The organism is Bacillus sp. D386 (genome assembly GCF_006346415.1).
The window spans coordinates 254,895-272,454 of the sequence record NZ_VEMV01000006.1 but is presented as its reverse complement, the minus strand read 5'-3'; the positions used below and the strand labels follow the sequence as shown (position 1 = coordinate 272,454).

Below are 17,560 nucleotides of genomic sequence, written 5' to 3'. Positions count from 1 at the left end.
AGCTTTTTTGTGGATATAGATATGTAGTTAGTTTCTTGTGAAGATTTTGAATATAAACTATTTTAGATGACTTACAAGCTTCCAATAGAGTAGAATAAAAAGGGGTTACTACAGAAATATAGGGAGGGAATCAAATGGTACAAGCATATAAGCACGAACCACTTACTGATTTTTCTGTAAGCGAAAACAAAAAAGCGTTTGAGGATGCTTTGGGATTAGTAGATAGCTATCTTGGCAAGGACTATGATTTGATTATCGGTGGAGAAAGAGTATCTACAGATGATAAAATTGTTTCCATTAGCCCATCAGATAAAAAAGTAGTAGTAGGCCGCGTTTCCAAGGCAAATAAAGATTTAGCAGAAAAGGCAATGCAGGAGGCACTAAAAGCTTACAAGACTTGGAGTAAAACGAAACCTGAAGTGCGTGCAGATGTTTTATTTAAAGCAGCTGCCATTATTCGCCGCAGAAAGCATGAATTTTCTGCCATTATGGTAAGAGAAGCGGGAAAACCATGGGTTGAAGCGGATGCGGATACAGCTGAAGCAATTGATTTCCTTGAGTACTATGCTAGACAAATGTTGAAATTAAAGAATGGGCAGCCGGTACAAAGCCGTCCTAATGAATATAATAGATATGACTACATACCACTGGGAGTGGGAATTATTATTTCCCCATGGAACTTCCCATTTGCGATTATGGCCGGTACATGCGTAGCAGCTGTTGTTACGGGTAATACAGTATTGCTAAAACCAGCTTCCACAACACCGGTCGTGGCTGCTAAGTTCGTAGAGGTTATGGAAGAGGCCGGTCTTCCTGCAGGCGTTATTAACTTTGTACCTGGAAATGGAAGTGAAGTGGGAGACTATCTTGTTGATCATCCGCAAACTCGTTTTGTCAGCTTCACAGGTTCCCGTGAAGTTGGAACCAGGATTTACGAGAGAGCTTCTAAGGTACAGGAAGGCCAAATTTGGCTGAAGCGTGTTATCGCTGAAATGGGCGGTAAAGATACAATTGTCGTAGATTCAGATGCTGATCTTGAATTGGCTGCCAAGTCAATCGTTGCGTCAGCGTTTGGATTTGCCGGACAAAAATGCTCTGCTTGTTCAAGAGCTGTTATTGTAGAAGATGTGTATGATAGAGTACTGGACAGAGCGATTGAATTGACAAAAGAATTGACTGTAGGAGATCCGACCGATTCTGCTACATTTATGGGACCAGTCGTGGATGCTTCTGCATTCAAGAAAATAACCGAGTACATTGAGATTGGCAAAAATGAGGGTCGCCTCATGACAGGCGGAGAATCGGATGATTCCAAAGGATTCTTTGTTCAACCGACCATTATAGCCGATTTGGCACCTGATGCTCGAATTATGAAAGAAGAAATCTTCGGTCCTGTTGTAGCATTCAGCAAAGCCCGTAACTTTGATGAAGCAATTGAAATAGCTAATAATACAGATTACGGATTGACAGGCGCTGTAATTACTAGAAATCGTGCACACCAAGAAAAAGCCCGTGAAGATTTCCATGTTGGAAACCTATACTTTAATAGAGGCTGTACAGGTGCGATAGTCGGCTACCAACCATTTGGCGGCTTCAATATGTCCGGTACAGATTCAAAAGCAGGCGGTCCTGACTACTTAACATTGCATATGCAAGCTAAAACTACATCTGAAACCTATTAATATATATGGCTATATTAAAGCTCCTCTCCGATTGTTTTCGGTGGGGAGCTTTTTTATTAACAGGGGGAATAAGAGTCTATTAACATAAAAAATTTGATTGAGGGGGAAATCAAATTTTTTAAGCAAACTATCAAAAATAATAAGCTTTTGAGTTTCTTGGGTAAGAAAACTAAGACTTTTAATGGAGAAATGAGCGAAAGAGCACTTTATTGGGCGGATTTTGGTAGGAATTGAGCGGAAACAGAAATTTATGAGCGAATAGGTTTTTATTGAGCGGAAATAGATCCTAATGAGTGATAATCATAGTTTTTTAGCGATTGTTACTTTGATTGAGCGAGATTATCAATCAGTCGTCTTGTGTTCAAGATAAAGTTAAGAATATCAAAATGGTTATTGTCTATGAAATTCATACTATACCTGTAATCTCTAAATATTACATTTCTCCTTAGTTTGTGAGATGTTTTACCCTATTTTATAAAATATGCAAAATTTTACTGCAAAATAGTTTGCAAAAACCACAAACTGTTATATAATACAAAATATAATAATTTTTCTGTTTTATAACAAAACATACAGGTAAAGGAAGTGAATGTCTTACATGGCAGTACAAACGAATGGAATCAATATTCTTGGAAAAATGGAGAATGGTTTTGATGAGATATTGACTCCGGAAGCTCTTGAATTCATTGAGAATCTGGAAAGGCACTTTGGATCAAGGCGAAAGGAATTGCTTGAGCAGCGTACCAAGCGCCAAGAAGAAATTGATAATGGTAAACTTCCAGACTTTTTGCCGGAGACAAAAAGTGTTCGTGAAGGTGATTGGACAATTGCACCTTTACCACAGGACCTGCAGGATAGAAGAGTTGAAATTACAGGACCTGTAGATCGGAAAATGGTGATTAATGCTTTAAATTCAGGCGCTAAATGCTTTATGGCTGATTTTGAAGACGCCAACTCCCCAACATGGAAAAACAATATTGAAGGCCATATTAATCTCCGCGATGCTGTAAACCGTACAATTACTTTTGAAAATCCAAACGGTAAAAAATATAAATTAAATGAAGAAACTGCTGTTCCCATCATTCGACCAAGAGGTTTTCATTTGGAAGAAAAAAATGTCACGTTGGAAGGACAGCCGATCTCCGGTGGACTTTTTGACTTTGGACTTTACTTCTTCCATAATGCAAAGACCTTACTCGAAAATGGAAGCGGTCCCTACTTTTACTTGCCTAAAATAGAGAGTCATCTGGAAGCACGCTTATGGAATGACGTCTTCGTTTATGCACAAAATCACCTAGGTATTCCACAAGGTTCCATTAAAGCAACTGTCCTCATTGAAACCATCCTTGCAGCATTTGAAATGGATGAAATTCTGTATGAATTGAAGGATCATTCAGCCGGTTTAAACTGTGGAAGATGGGATTATATTTTCAGCTATCTGAAGAAATTCAGAAACCATGATTCTATCATTCTACCGGATCGATCTGTTGTCACAATGGCTGTGCCATTCATGTCTGCCTATTCCCAGTTGGCCATTAAAACCTGCCATAAACGGAATGCACCAGCTATTGGCGGCATGGCTGCACAAATCCCGGTTAAAAATGATGAAAAAGCAAATGAAGAGGCCTTTGCCAAGGTAAAGGCTGATAAGGAACGCGAAGCGAAAAATGGCCATGATGGAACATGGGTCGCCCATCCTGCTCTTGTACCAGTGGCAAAGGAAGTATTTGACCACTATATGCCGAAGCCGAATCAAATCGATAAAAAGCGTGACGATGTTCAGGTTACAGCAACTGATCTCCTCGAGGTGCCAGAGGGCTCCATCACAGAGCAAGGTGTTCGGACTAATATTAATGTTGGAATTCAATATATAGAATCCTGGCTTAATGGAAGAGGTGCAGCACCGATTAATAATCTGATGGAGGATGCAGCTACTGCTGAAATCTCCCGAGCTCAAGTGTGGCAATGGTTACGTCATCCTAAAGGTGTATTGGATGATGGACGCAAGATTGATATGGAGATGTACAAAACATTAAAAGAAGAAGAGCTGCAAAAGATTAAACAGGATCTTGGTGAAGAACGTTTTGAGAATGGGCGTTTCACCGAAGCAGCAGAGCTTTTTGATAAATTGATTATCAGTGATGAGTATTATGACTTCTTGACTTTACCTGCCTACGAAATTCTATAAAACAAATCATTAGGTTTCATATAAAAGGAGGAAGTACAAAAGATGAGAGAAGAACTGATTAAACAAATAGAGGCTGAGTGGAAAGATGAAAGATGGGAAGGAATTGAACGTTCTTATACAGCAGAAGATGTATTAAAACTGCGTGGTTCCATGCAAATTGAACACACTTTAGCAAGAAGAGGTTCCGAAAAGCTTTGGAATTACCTTAAAACAGAGGATTATATTAATGCGCTAGGTGCATTAACAGGTAATCAGGCTGTCCAACAGGTAAAAGCAGGATTAAAAGCGATTTACTTAAGCGGATGGCAAGTTGCTGCAGATGCGAACCTTTCCGGAAATATGTATCCTGACCAATCTTTATACCCAGCCAATAGCGTACCGGCTGTCGTAAAACGTATAAACCAGGCGCTTCAACGTGCGGATCAAATCCACTACTCAGAAGGTAAAGAAGATATCGATTGGTTCCAACCGATTGTTGCTGATGCTGAAGCAGGCTTTGGCGGTCAGTTGAATTGTTTTGAACTGATGAAAGGCATGATTGAAGCAGGTGCAGCAGGTGTTCACTTTGAAGATCAGCTATCTTCTGAAAAGAAATGCGGCCATTTGGGCGGTAAAGTACTTCTTCCAACGCAAACAGCAGTGAGAAACCTAATTGCAGCTCGTCTTGCTGCAGACGTAATGGGTGTCCCAACTATTCTGATTGCCCGCACGGATGCGGATGCAGCTGACTTAATCACAAGTGATATTGATCCTACTGATAAGGAATTTATCACAGGTGAAAGAACTCCTGAAGGATTCTATCGTACGAAGGCAGGCATTGATCAAGCAATTGCAAGGGGACTTTCTTATGCACCATACGCAGATTTAATCTGGTGTGAAACATCTGAGCCTAATCTTGAGGATGCGAAGAAATTTGCCGATGCCATCCATGAAAAATATCCAAATAAAATATTAGCCTATAACTGTTCACCATCCTTCAACTGGAAGAAAAAATTGGATGATGATACCATTGCAAACTTCCAAAAGGAAATCGCGAAAATGGGCTACAAATTCCAATTCGTTACACTTGCCGGATTCCATGCCCTGAATCATAGCATGTTTGAATTAGCAAGAGGATACAAAGAGCGCGGAATGGCTGCCTATTCTGAGCTGCAACAGAATGAATTTGCAAGCGAACAATACGGCTACACAGCAACAAGACACCAACGTGAAGTAGGAACTGGCTATTTTGATGAAGTAGCACAGGTTATTACTGGAGGAACTTCTTCTACAACGGCCCTAAAAGGTTCTACGGAAGAAGAGCAATTCCAAGAAGCCTAATATACAAAAGGAATCTGAAACTTATTCAGATTCCTTTTTTTATATTTGGAAAATGAATCTCCAAACTATTTGAATAACCGAAGTATTTTCGAGCTATTCTGCTTACAAAAAACAGGTCATAGGTGGAAAAAGGTTGAGTTATCTATCGGGTCTTTGAAAGAAATGTATAAGTGACTGGTCAAAGAAGGAAGATTGATTTATAAAAAGGTGTAGTATGTCGTATTTTATCAACAATTGAGATTAATGGATTTTTCAAATCACGACAAACTTTTCCCGGGCAATAATTCGGTGATCAGGGGAATAATTCCATCTTTCTTTATTTAATTGTCTATAAGCTAGTTTCTGTGGTTAATTCCGATTGCTTTAACGCGCGAAAGTTTGGTATTATCATAATAATTGTATTTGGAGCACGTAGCAAAATGGAGGTGTATGAAATGACTCGCATTTCAAAAGAAGAAGTAAATCATGTTGCTAATTTGTCAAGATTAGCTATTACAGAAGAAGAAACTGAAAGGTTACAAAAACAGTTGGATTCAATTATTACGTTTGCTGAACAATTGAATGAGTTAGATACTGAAAATATCGAACCTACTACACATGTTTTACATATGAAGAATGTCTTGAGAGAAGACAAGGCATCTAAAGGATTGCCTAGGGAAGAAGTACTGAAAAATGCTCCTGACCATCAAGATGGACAAATACGTGTACCGGGAATAATGGAGTAGTCAGGGAGGGAAAATCATGTCTTTATTTGATCGTAAAATAGCGGACTTGCATGAGTCGCTTCGTAAAAAGGAATTATCAGTAACAGATCTAGTTTCAGAATCCTTTTCTAAAATAAAAAAAGTTGAAGACAATGTAAATGCATTTCTAACATTAAATGAGGAAAATGCATACAAAGAAGCTGAAAAACTGGATGAACAGCTAGTTTCCGGAGAAATCGGCGGTCCTTTATTTGGAATGCCAATTGGAATTAAAGATAATATTGTAACTAAGAATCTTCGCACGACCTGTGCCAGCAAAATATTGGACAATTTTAACCCGATTTATGACGCAACAGTTGTGGAAAAGTTAAAACAAGAGCAAACCATCACAATTGGTAAGTTGAACATGGATGAATTCGCGATGGGTTCTTCCACAGAAAATTCAGGTTACAAAAAAACAGCTAATCCATGGGATTTAGAACGTGTGCCTGGAGGTTCTTCAGGTGGATCAGCGGCTGCGGTTGCGGCTGGTGAAGTCCCATTTAGCCTGGGGTCAGATACAGGCGGTTCTATCCGTCAACCGGCTTCCTTCTGTGGGGTTGTAGGGATGAAGCCGACATACGGACGTGTATCCCGTTATGGTTTAGTAGCATTTGCTTCTTCATTGGACCAAATTGGGCCGATTACACGTAATGTAGAGGATAATGCTTATTTATTAAATGCCATAGCCGGACTGGATCCAATGGACGGAACTTCAGCGCATATTGAGGTGCCAGATTTTACAAGGGCATTAACTGGTGATGTAAAGGGGCTTAGGATTGCTGTTCCGAAAGAATATCTTGGCGAAGGCGTGACTGAGGAAGTACGTCAGTCAGTCCTCGATTCATTGGCAGTTCTGGAGAAATTGGGAGCAACATATGAAGAGGTATCTCTGCCGCATTCTAAATATGCTCTATCAACGTATTATTTATTGTCTTCTTCTGAAGCATCTGCAAACCTTTCTCGTTTTGACGGTGTTCGTTATGGACATAGAACGGAAAACCCACAGAACTTGCTTGAAATGTATAAACAATCGAGAGCCGAGGGCTTTGGGGATGAAGTAAAAAGACGGATTATGCTTGGTACCTTTGCATTAAGCTCCGGTTACTATGATGCATACTACAAGAAAGCACAAAAAGTACGTACATTAATTAAACGGGATTTTGAAAACGTATTTGATCAGTATGATGTCATTGTAGGACCAACTACACCGACACCTGCATTTAAATTGGGTGAAAACACAAATGATCCGATGACGATGTATATGAATGATATTTTAACTATCCCTGTCAATCTTGCTGGAGTGCCGGGAATTTCCGTTCCTAATGGATTTAGTAAAGGCTTACCGCTTGGTTTACAAATTATTGGGAAGCATTTTGACGAAAGTACGGTTTATAAAGTTGCCCATGCCTATGAACAGGCAACAGATTTTCATAAACAAAAACCGTCTCTACAGGAGGTGGAGTAATTTGAAATACGAAACAGTCATTGGGCTTGAGGTCCATGTTGAATTAAAAACCGAATCAAAAATATTCTCCTCCTCTCCGAACCAATTTGGAGCGGAGCCTAATACGAATACATCCGTTATCGACTTAGGATATCCAGGTGTTTTACCGGTGTTGAATAAAAAAGCAGTTGAATATGCTATGAAAGCAGCAATGGCACTGAACTGTGAAGTGGCGACTGATACAAAATTTGATCGTAAAAACTATTTCTATCCGGATAATCCGAAAGCTTATCAAATTTCACAGTTTGATAAACCGATTGGTGAAAATGGTTGGATTGAAATTGAGGTAAATGGTGAGAAGAAAAAAATCGGAATTACTCGTCTTCATTTAGAAGAAGATGCCGGGAAATTGACACACACTGCTGATGGCTATTCTTTGTGTGATTATAACAGACAGGGAACACCGCTTATCGAGATTGTTTCTGAGCCGGATATTCGTACACCTGAGGAGGCGTATGCTTACCTTGATAAACTAAAAACGATAATTCAATACACAGGTGTGTCTGATTGTAAGATGGAAGAAGGAAGCTTACGCTGTGATGCGAATATTTCCTTACGCCCATATGGTCAGGAAGAGTTTGGTACGAAGACGGAATTGAAGAACTTAAACTCCTTCAACTTTGTTCGTAAAGGACTTGAGTTTGAACAACAAAGACAAGCGGAAGTACTGAATGAAGGCGGAGAAATCCAGCAGGAAACTCGCAGGTTTGATGAAGCGACAGGTGCTACCCTTTTGATGCGTGTTAAAGAGGGCTCTGATGATTATCGTTATTTCCCTGAACCAGATTTAGTTGAATTATATATCGATGATGAATGGAAAAGCCGTGTGCGTGCGGAAATTCCTGAATTGCCGGATGCAAGGATCAAGCGTTATACAGAAGATTTCGGACTGCCGGCATATGATGCGAGTGTGCTAACTGTTACAAGGGAAACAGCCGATTTCTTTGAAGCAACAACGGCTGCCGGTGCTGAACCTAAGCAGGCTTCCAACTGGATTATGGGTGAGCTTTCAGCTTACTTAAAAACGTCTCAAAAAGAACTGCATGACACGGCTCTTACTCCAGAAGGATTAGCTGGCTTAATCAAATTGATTACGGATGGTACAATCTCTTCGAAAATTGCTAAAACTGTATTTAAAGAATTAGTGGAGCATGGTGGAAATCCTGAAACGATTGTAAAGGAAAAAGGTCTTGTACAGATTTCTGATGAGGGAGCCTTACGTACAATCGTCACAGAAATATTGGATAAGAATCCTCAATCCATTGAGGACTTTAAAAATGGTAAGCAAAAAGCGGTTGGATTCCTTGTTGGACAAATGATGAAAGCAACAAAAGGGCAAGCCAATCCGCAAATGGTCAATAAATTGATCATGGAAGAGCTTCAAAAAAGATAAATGGTAACTGACAGCCTCCCTATATGTATGGGAGGCTTTTTAAGTATCACTGGAAAGCCAACAGTCTTTGTCGGCTTTTTTTAGGTTCCTCTCTGTCGGAAAGTTTGATATGGTAGATATATACATATTTTCAGATTAGTCAGTTATTTAGGTGTTAACAACTTTGGTAAGGTGGAGGTTTTTTTGATGAGTAGAAAGAATATACATGATAGAGAAAAGGGGTGAAAGGATTGAAGTATGAAAAGATGACGAAAACAAGTTACCTGATTGGGCTGCTCTTTGGGTTGAGCGCGATCATTTATTTTTTTGCGGCCAACTGGGGAGGAATGGACCGCTATGTGAAAATAGCATTAATCGTAATTTTAATGCTTTTATTTTACGGAGTAAGCTATGGCTTTTCAAAATGGAAGCAGCATCAGCAGGACGTAGGAGCCTGGATATTCTGGGGAGGATCAATCGCATTTGGAGTAGTGGTAGCACTTTTGGGGCAGGTATATAATTCACACGCTGATAGCTATACATTATTTTTAGTGTGGCTGATTCCCTCTGTCCTGTTAGCTGTGTTTACCCAATATCCGATATTTTTTGTTCAATCCTACATACTTTTGAATATAACGGTATACACGTATTTCTTTCCTTTAAATAGCTGGATTGATAGAAGTGATACAGAGCACACATTAATTCTTCTGGGAGTCATTATGTTAAACATTGCTTGTCTGTATGGCTTCTCAAAAAGAGGACCAAGGCTTATTTCTTATTTATCCAGCGCCTGGATTCAGTTATTATCTATTGAACTGACTATCCGGTGGACATCTATCTATTTATTTAATGAGGAGCATGCTTTTTCTTATATCGGGATCTTTGTCTATCTGGCAGTTGCCCTCATTTCGGGCTGGATTTTCTATGACTATATGAATAACAGACAGAATAAAGTAGTTATTGTCATTGTTTCTTTAGGAATTTCAATTAATCTCATAGCGCAGTTTATCATGGTTTCATCATGGATAAATGGATTCTTAGCATATTTTGTTGGGTTACTTATTGCAATCACCCTCATTATTTTGGGCTCTAAATGGCTGGCTAAATTCACTGCTTCCAAAACAAATGATGAAAATAACTTTCTCCCAACACTTATTAAGCTAGTCTTTGTTTTCCTGGCAGTTTTACTTTTATCCTCCTCTTTAATCGGTATGCTTTATTTGATTGGATTAGGTGAGGATATCGCATGGTTAATGGTGAGTATGGTCATTCTCGTTCCAATTGGCAGTCATATTGGCAGGGAGCATTCCATTCTTCGATACACAGTGATGTTGACGGGCTGGCTTATTTCATCTTCGATTCTGTGGTATCACTCAAGCGTTGTTCTAATCATCTATTTACTCCTGATTGGCTATACAACCTGGCGTGAAAGAGAGAGAATCATATACCCATTGGGTTTAGGTGGGACGATTTATGCAGTGGTACTTCTGCTCTATGAATTATTCTCAGGAATATCAGGTGAATTGGTCGTCATACTACTGATTGCATTAGCCTTTGGACTTTACTTTTGGCTAAAAAATCCATATACAAAAGGATGGAACCTGGTTGCGATTCTGACACTTTGGCTCATTCTTACATTTTTCTCGGAAAACAGTGTGCTTTACTACCTTTACAATTTCAGTTATCTTTTCTTCCTGGTTTATTTTACATACCGTGTTGTACATAAAAGAAATCACTGGTTAGAGTATGCCGCTATTCTTTATCTGATCGGATACCTCGCTTATAAATACTATGATTTATTTTGGACACTGCTCCATAAGTCGATTACCTTTGCGATTGTAGGAGCAATATTCTTCTTTATAGCAATTTATCTGGATAAGAAAACAGAAAGAAACAATAGCACGGGGCGATTCGAATTTGTCCTAAGGAGTGTGCGTAAATGGGTACCAATTGTATTCGTTCAGCTAATCATCCTGATCGTGATTATTTTTCAGAAGGAAACGATCTTACGGAATGGGACAGATATTATCTTAAAAGTAGAGCCGGTTGACCCGCGTTCTATTATACAAGGGGATTATGTTCAATTATCCTATAATATTAGCCAGATAGATTCCGATGAACGTTATGATCGTGTATATGTGCTTGTGGAAAAGAATTCAAAAGGGATTTATCAAATGAAAGGGATATATGATACTATAGAAGAAGCTAAAAAAGAAAGAACAGATGACCATCAAGTGATTGTTACAGGAAAAGCAAATGGAAATACGATTACCTATGGCATTGAGAATTTTTTCATTGAAGAAGGCACGGGGATAGAAGTAGAACAGAATGCTAAATATGCAAATATAAAAGTCGGCAGTAATGGGGATGCCATTTTGATCAGTGTATCATCAAATCTGCCCGAAGATAAGTAAAATTAGCAATTGTTTTATCACGGATGTATAATAGTAGAGGTATTTTTTTTGACAGATATATTAACTCCGAATTTGTAATATAGGATGATGATTGATTATGAAAAAGGCAAGGATAATATACAATCCTACCTCCGGGAAAGAAGCATTTAAAAGACAGTTACCTGAGGTTTTGGAAATTTTAGAGAAGGCTGGATATGAAGCTTCCTGTCATGCAACTACTGGAGCGGGCGACGCGACAAGAGCGGCACAAATTGCTGTGGAAAGGCGCTATGACGTGGTTATTGCAGCGGGTGGAGATGGAACGATATATGAAGTGGTAAATGGATTGGCCGAACAGGAATACCGACCTAAATTGGGAATTATCCCAGTAGGTACCACAAATGATTTTGCTCGCGCTTTACGTATATCAACGAAATCGATACTTGAAGCTGCTGAAACTATTGCAGAAGGGCTTACGATTCCAATTGATATTGGAAAAATGGATAATCGTTATTTCATCAATATAGCAGCTGGTGGCCGCTTAACCGAGCTTTCATATGAAGTGCCAAGCAAGCTGAAAACCAGACTGGGACAGCTGGCCTATTATATGAAAGGGTTGGAAATGTTGCTTCCGTCTCTTAAGGCGACTCCGGTGTCAATAGAATATGACGGTAAACTGTTTGAAGGTGATGCAATGCTTTTCCTTGTTGCTAACACGAACTCAGTTGCTGGTTTTGAACGCTTAGCACCAGATGCTTCCCTCAATGATGGTATGTTTACGCTTTTAATTCTAAAGAAAATTAACCTGCCAGATTTTGTACGGATCGCAGCGTTGGCTTTACGAGGAGAGCATATTCATGATCCGTCTGTGATATATGTGAAGGCGAACCGCATTAAAGTACATTCATCCGAAAAGCTGCAGTTAAATTTAGATGGAGAGTTTGGCGGTTTGGCACCTGCTGAATTTGTTAACCTCTATCGTCATTTGGATGTATTCGTGCCGGAAAGCGTACACGAAAAGCAGAAAATAACAGATCGGCATATACTTGTTTCAGACGATGCCGTATTTGAGAAGCCAGATTTAGACCAACTTCTTTAAGAGGTTGGTTTTTTTATCCCGTTCAAACTAGCATAGACACCTCTATATTAAACGTAAGCAGAAGTTAAATTGGAAGATAAGCGCCAGCAGAACCTGAGTAGTCAATTACTCCTCAATGGGAGATGAATGAAAACCCGTTTGAGCAAAGTTTCACTTTATGGTAAAATCCATGGATTATCTGTCTGTCCTGTTTTATGATACAATCATGAGTACTCAATAAAAAATCGAGGTTAGCAAAGAATGACTGAAAAGAAAAAAGCGCCAATTCAAAAAAATGATTATATAGATGTTGTATTTGAAGATCTGACTCATGAAGGCTCCGGAGTTGCAAAAGTGGAAGGGTATCCTATTTTTGTTCCGTTTGGTTTACCGGGAGAAAAAGCCCGCATTAAAGTGACCAAAATTAATAAAGGCTATGCCTTTGGCCGCTTGATGGAGCTATTGGAAGAAAGTCCTGATCGAGTAGAGCCTCCCTGTCCAATTTATCGTCAGTGCGGAGGCTGCCAGCTTCAGCATTTATCCTATGAAGGCCAGCTGAAAGCAAAGGAAAAAATGGTTCGGGAAATTATGGCGAGAATCGGAAAACTGCCTGATGTACCGGTCCATCCAGTACTTGGTATGGAACAGCCATGGAACTATCGTAATAAAGCCCAAGTACCTGTTGGAGAAATGGAAGGCGGCTTAGTTGCCGGCTTTTATGCTAAACGTTCACATGAAATTATTAATATGGATGAATGTCTGATTCAGGTTTCAGAAAACGACGATACGATCCGCACAGTGAAGAATATTTGCGAAAAGTACCGTGTCCGTGCCTATGATGAACGGAATCATAAAGGATTGCTTCGTCATATTATGGTACGTCATGGACAAGTGACTGGTGAAATTATGGTTGTCCTTGTAACAAGAACACCTGAGCTCCCGCATGCGAGAGAAATCATCAAAGAGATTATTGATGCAGTTCCTGGGGTTAAATCCATTATTCAGAATGTGAATTCCTTGAAGACAAATGTTATTCTTGGGTCGAAAACAACAGTATTATGGGGAGCAGAAGTGATCTATGATTATATCGGTGATGTTAAATTTGCCATCTCTCCGCGTTCCTTCTATCAAGTGAATCCTACTCAGACGAAGGTTCTCTATGATAAGACGCTGGAGTATGCGAATCTATCAGGTAACGAAACGGTTATTGATGCTTATTGCGGAATCGGTACAATTTCCTTATTTTTAGCACAAAAAGCCAAAAAGGTATATGGAGTCGAAATCGTCCCAGAAGCAATCGAAGACGCCAAAAAGAACGCAGAACTAAACGGCATCACCAATGTCGACTTTTCGGTAGGCAGTGCTGAAACCGTCATCCCGGCCTGGTATGAAGAAGGAATCACAGCAGACGTATTAGTTGTCGATCCACCACGTAAAGGCTGTGACGAAAATCTCTTAAACACCATCGCAGAAATGAAGCCGAAAAAAGTCGTCTATGTTTCCTGCAACCCAGCAACATTGGCACGTGACTTAATGTATTTGGAGGAGCATGGATATCAAACGGTGGAAGTGCAGCCTGTGGATATGTTCCCGCAAACGATGCACGTGGAGTGTGTAGCAAAATTAGTATTGAAATAAGGCAGTGCCACACAGGGCACTGCCTTATTATCCTTATTTTCATTCAGTTTTTTATCCAGATTCTTGTTAATGATTTAAAGATCTTCTAGTTCTTTGTTAACTAAATCTAGCTCTTCTTCCGATTCTTCGAACTTGATATCTCTGATAGGAACTTTGATTGTTTCATTTTCAATTAATTTGTTTATTTCGTCTTTTAAATGACCTTGCACTTTTTCTCTACCTGTTTGAATATTATCTCTAATTGTCTGCTCGATAACTGTGTTAGCTTGTTCATCATATATTTTTGCTTCATCATAGGAAGTCGGAGAGAGTATGGATTGTACCCAGCCTAAATTTTCATCAGATTCAACTAATTCTTTTGCGTAAAATGCAGTTAGTTGAGGCTCTTTAATTGTTAGTATCTTCTCTTTCTCATTGTATTCTACTGTTTTTTCATCAAACTCACCTTTATACCCCCATCTAACTATGGCCTTATATTTCAATTCAACTACCTTTTGCATTCCCATAACCTCGTTATAGAAAAAGTTCCCTTGTTTATCAACAGGTTTAATAGTAGTTGTCACTGGGTTACCTGCTATGTAAGTCTCTTTAACGATATCTTGTATAGCTCCAACCTCTAATTCAGTAATTTTATAGATGTCTTTCCCTAGTGGGGCTATAATCGTTTCTTTTGCTTCAGAGTCTCCGAAAAACACTAAAAATAATCCTACAAGAATTGCTGTAGAAGCTGCTCCAATAATAAATAATTTAACTTTAGGCACGATGTTCTTCCTTTCATAGATGTTTTTAAATTATAGTGAGCGGTGTTATTTTGTTGTGAAATATTTATTCTTAAAGGGAAGAAAATAAATAACAATGAAAAAAAGAAATGAAAGCTAGAATAAAAAAAGGAAATATTTCCTATCTACTTAAGTAGTAGATTCAAACTGTAGGGATTTCTATATATTACTTGTAAGGTTCCTGCTAATGGCCATTCTGATTAAATGGATATGTTTGAACAAAAGAAGAGCTAGTAACTTTATTAAAGTGATAGTAGGAAGTATTGAGAACAACAAAAGAAAAAACCTAATCACCTTTACTATATTAGAATAATATAATTTCAAGCTTATGTGAATAAATAGACAAAAATATTTTTATATTTAATATATTTCGTTAATTATATTTAAATTCTTCTGTAACGATTGTTATTGTACCTTTCCTTACTCAACTATAAGTGCAGATCTCTGTAATTTAATTTTTAACTATTAATGTCTGCAGAGAGAAGCTGTTGAACATAAACCCACCAACATCCCATTGTGTTGCCACATACATTCCACACACGTAGAGTGTGTCTCGCAAATTATTTTAAAATAAGGCAGTAAGCCCTCTAAATAGGGGGCACTGCCTTTTTTCGTTTCTTACAAAGGAATTACGAAGTGATACTTAATCCTAATTTCCTCACTAGATTTACAAGTAATTTTTCTACAAAAATTTGTAGTACCTGTGGAGTTAAGTAATAGAATTGCCCTCGTGGTTTTTAAATAAAACCTTATAAATCTTATCTTTTATAAAAAAGTTTCATAAGAAATCATTTAATAAAATTGGAGTATTACTTCCTTTCTATTTGTCTATACTGATAAAAATAGATTAGGAGAGTAATAGGATGATACTATCTGAAGCGAGGGATTTATATAAAGCTGATAAACAGATCCAAGGATATTCATTTCAGACTTTAAAAGCCTATAATGTCCAATTAAACTTGTTAATCCGGAATCTCGGTGATCGATCCCTTGATGAAATAACCACCGATTCATTAAAGCTTTATCTTGGGAATGTTGCTGATCAATTAAAGGCTGCTAGCCTGAGTCATAGGATACGTTTTATAAAGTCGTTGTTTAGATGGGCTCAAGATGTAAATGTCCTGAATGGTAATCCAGCCGCGAAAATTAAGGAACCGAAACTAGATGTCCGCATACCAAAGTTTTTAACTGAAGTAGAAATTGAGCATTTAAGAGAAGCTTGTGATACAACATTAGAAAATGCATTGTTCGAGTTTATGTATTCAACCGGTTGTCGAATTGGGGAAGCCGTTAATTTGAATCGACAATCTATTAATTTTTCTAACCAGTCCGTAATTGTCTTAGGTAAGGGAAATAAAGAAAGAGAAGTTTACTTTAATACTAGGTGTGATATCTGGTTGAAGAGGTACCTGGATGAGAGAACAGATGATCAAGAAGCTTTATTTGTAACCGTACGTGCTCCTCATCGTATGAGCATAGCTCAAATGAGATATATCATAAAACAGATATCGAAAAGATCTGGCATCAATAAAAGTATTCACCCCCATCAGTTGAGACATAGTTATGCCACTACTTTATTGAATAATGGGGCACCTTTAGAAGTCATTCAAAATTTGATGGGACACGAAAAGAGCGAAACGACTAAAATTTACGCTTATTTAAGTGGGGCATTGCGAAGGGAGTTATATAAAAAGTTTTTCTGATACGATCAAGGGCATTGATCCAAGAAGGATTAATGCCTTTTTATGTTGAACCTCTTATAGAGCTAAAGGGCAGGTTAGCGGAAGAAGGATTATCTATTTTACCCGTCGAATTTATATGTTTAATGAATTGGAAATATTAAATTACTGGAGTACATTTATGTATAATTGTGAAAATATCATTTTTATTCATCTCACTTTGTTCATCTAAACTTCCGGGTGAACAATTTTTATAGTTTATAGGGGGAAATATATGATAAGTTCTTTAGTATTATTTTTTCTGGGTTTTCTGTACAGTTATTACTTCCACAAAGATGGACAAAAACAATATGAAATCACAGTCTTTCCAGACACAACTTTTGCTAAAGAGCAAATTTACTATTATTATGTTTGGAATTCCGGAAAAACAACTATTTTTCACGAAGATTTGTTGAATGAGTATGATGGTTTTGAAGTTTATTTTGAAGATAAAGTTTGTGTTGAATATGTTAAAATTTCAGACCAAACAAGCCGATATTTCAATTTAGACGTAGTTAAAAACTCCAAAAATATTAAGATACATTTCGATTTATTGCGACCAGATGAAGGATTTACTTTAATGGTAAAAGGAAGAGAACAACCTAAAGGAGGTCGTTGGCATCTCCCTTTAAAACAGCGAAAAGATATATTTAAATTCCCTCGTTTTATAAAAGCTAGAGGAAAGACTTCTATGTTGTATTTAGCCAATAATCTTTCTAGTTTCACAGTTCTTACTTTCGTTTTATATACATATTTTGTTGCTGATAAAACTAAATTAAGTGACCTAGGTGGATTTGTGAGTTATTTTCAATTCTTTGTTTACACAATTTTAGCTATGTTTGCATTTTATATGCTCCCAGTTCTCTTCAACAGAATTAAAGCAGCTCGTCCACCAATAGAGTTAAAGCTCCATTTTATAAATAAGAGATGAGAAAACTAATTTTTAGACGTGTTTGATCTAAGTTGGTATCCTATAAATTTGACTCTATTCGTAGATATTACTGCTTATGGAATGCTCTTCCTTCTTCTACTAACGGGGCAGGTTAGTTGCATAAGAAATATAATATATAAACCCTTTAAAAAAAAGTGAGTAATTACTCACTTTTTTTTATTGAAAACCAGTTAACTTGGAATTATAATCA

At 38.0% G+C, this 17,560-nt stretch carries 12 protein-coding genes; 11 read left to right on the top strand and 1 reads right to left on the bottom strand.

Annotated elements, in window-relative coordinates; genetic code table 11:
• Window positions 1–134 precede the first annotated feature (134 nt).
• The 9 genes from pruA (at window position 135) to rlmD (ending at window position 13,921) form a co-directional block, all read left to right on the top strand.
• Window positions 135–1,682 carry an L-glutamate gamma-semialdehyde dehydrogenase gene (pruA, locus tag FHY45_RS18550; RefSeq protein WP_066108479.1) on the top strand — a complete coding sequence of 516 codons (1,548 nt, stop codon included), beginning with the start codon at window positions 135–137 and terminating at the stop codon, window positions 1,680–1,682.
• 598 nt (window positions 1,683–2,280) lie between these two features.
• Window positions 2,281–3,870, top strand: coding sequence for a malate synthase A (gene aceB, locus FHY45_RS18545; RefSeq protein WP_066108474.1), 1,590 nt, complete (start codon window positions 2,281–2,283; stop codon window positions 3,868–3,870).
• A 42-nt stretch (window positions 3,871–3,912) separates the two neighbouring features.
• Window positions 3,913–5,190 carry an isocitrate lyase gene (gene aceA, locus FHY45_RS18540; protein ID WP_139892755.1) on the top strand — a complete coding sequence of 426 codons (1,278 nt, stop codon included), beginning with the start codon at window positions 3,913–3,915 and terminating at the stop codon, window positions 5,188–5,190.
• Between the two features lie 434 nt (window positions 5,191–5,624).
• On the top strand, window positions 5,625–5,915 hold the full coding sequence (gene gatC, locus FHY45_RS18535) for an Asp-tRNA(Asn)/Glu-tRNA(Gln) amidotransferase subunit GatC (protein WP_066108467.1): 291 nt from the start codon (window positions 5,625–5,627) through the stop codon (window positions 5,913–5,915).
• Between the two features lie 16 nt (window positions 5,916–5,931).
• Window positions 5,932–7,401 carry an Asp-tRNA(Asn)/Glu-tRNA(Gln) amidotransferase subunit GatA gene (gene gatA, locus FHY45_RS18530; RefSeq protein ID WP_066108465.1) on the top strand — a complete coding sequence of 490 codons (1,470 nt, stop codon included), beginning with the start codon at window positions 5,932–5,934 and terminating at the stop codon, window positions 7,399–7,401.
• Between the two features lies 1 nt (window position 7,402).
• Window positions 7,403–8,833: an Asp-tRNA(Asn)/Glu-tRNA(Gln) amidotransferase subunit GatB gene (gene gatB / locus FHY45_RS18525; protein WP_139892754.1), complete on the top strand. Its 1,431-nt coding sequence runs from the start codon at window positions 7,403–7,405 to the stop codon at window positions 8,831–8,833.
• 230 nt (window positions 8,834–9,063) lie between these two features.
• A complete protein-coding gene (locus tag FHY45_RS18520; protein ID WP_066108460.1) occupies window positions 9,064–11,226 on the top strand; it encodes a GDYXXLXY domain-containing protein in 2,163 nt (720 codons plus the stop codon).
• 97 nt (window positions 11,227–11,323) lie between these two features.
• A complete protein-coding gene (locus FHY45_RS18515) occupies window positions 11,324–12,304 on the top strand; it encodes a diacylglycerol kinase (RefSeq protein WP_139892753.1) in 981 nt (326 codons plus the stop codon).
• A gap of 240 nt (window positions 12,305–12,544) precedes the next feature.
• Complete coding sequence (rlmD, locus tag FHY45_RS18510; protein ID WP_066108449.1) at window positions 12,545–13,921, top strand: 23S rRNA (uracil(1939)-C(5))-methyltransferase RlmD; 1,377 nt, start codon at window positions 12,545–12,547, stop codon at window positions 13,919–13,921.
• Between the two features lie 74 nt (window positions 13,922–13,995).
• On the opposite strand, the gene FHY45_RS18505 is transcribed toward rlmD, so the two are convergent.
• A complete protein-coding gene (locus FHY45_RS18505) occupies window positions 13,996–14,682 on the bottom strand; it encodes a hypothetical protein (RefSeq protein ID WP_066108446.1) in 687 nt (228 codons plus the stop codon).
• An 881-nt stretch (window positions 14,683–15,563) separates the two neighbouring features.
• Between FHY45_RS18505 and FHY45_RS18500 the strand changes: the two genes are divergently transcribed.
• Window positions 15,564–16,403, top strand: a complete 840-nt coding sequence (locus tag FHY45_RS18500; protein WP_139892752.1) for a tyrosine-type recombinase/integrase — start codon at window positions 15,564–15,566, stop codon at window positions 16,401–16,403.
• Window positions 16,404–16,653: 250 nt separating this feature from the next.
• On the top strand, window positions 16,654–17,349 hold the full coding sequence (locus FHY45_RS18495; RefSeq protein ID WP_139892751.1) for a hypothetical protein: 696 nt from the start codon (window positions 16,654–16,656) through the stop codon (window positions 17,347–17,349).
• Window positions 17,350–17,560 lie beyond the last annotated feature (211 nt).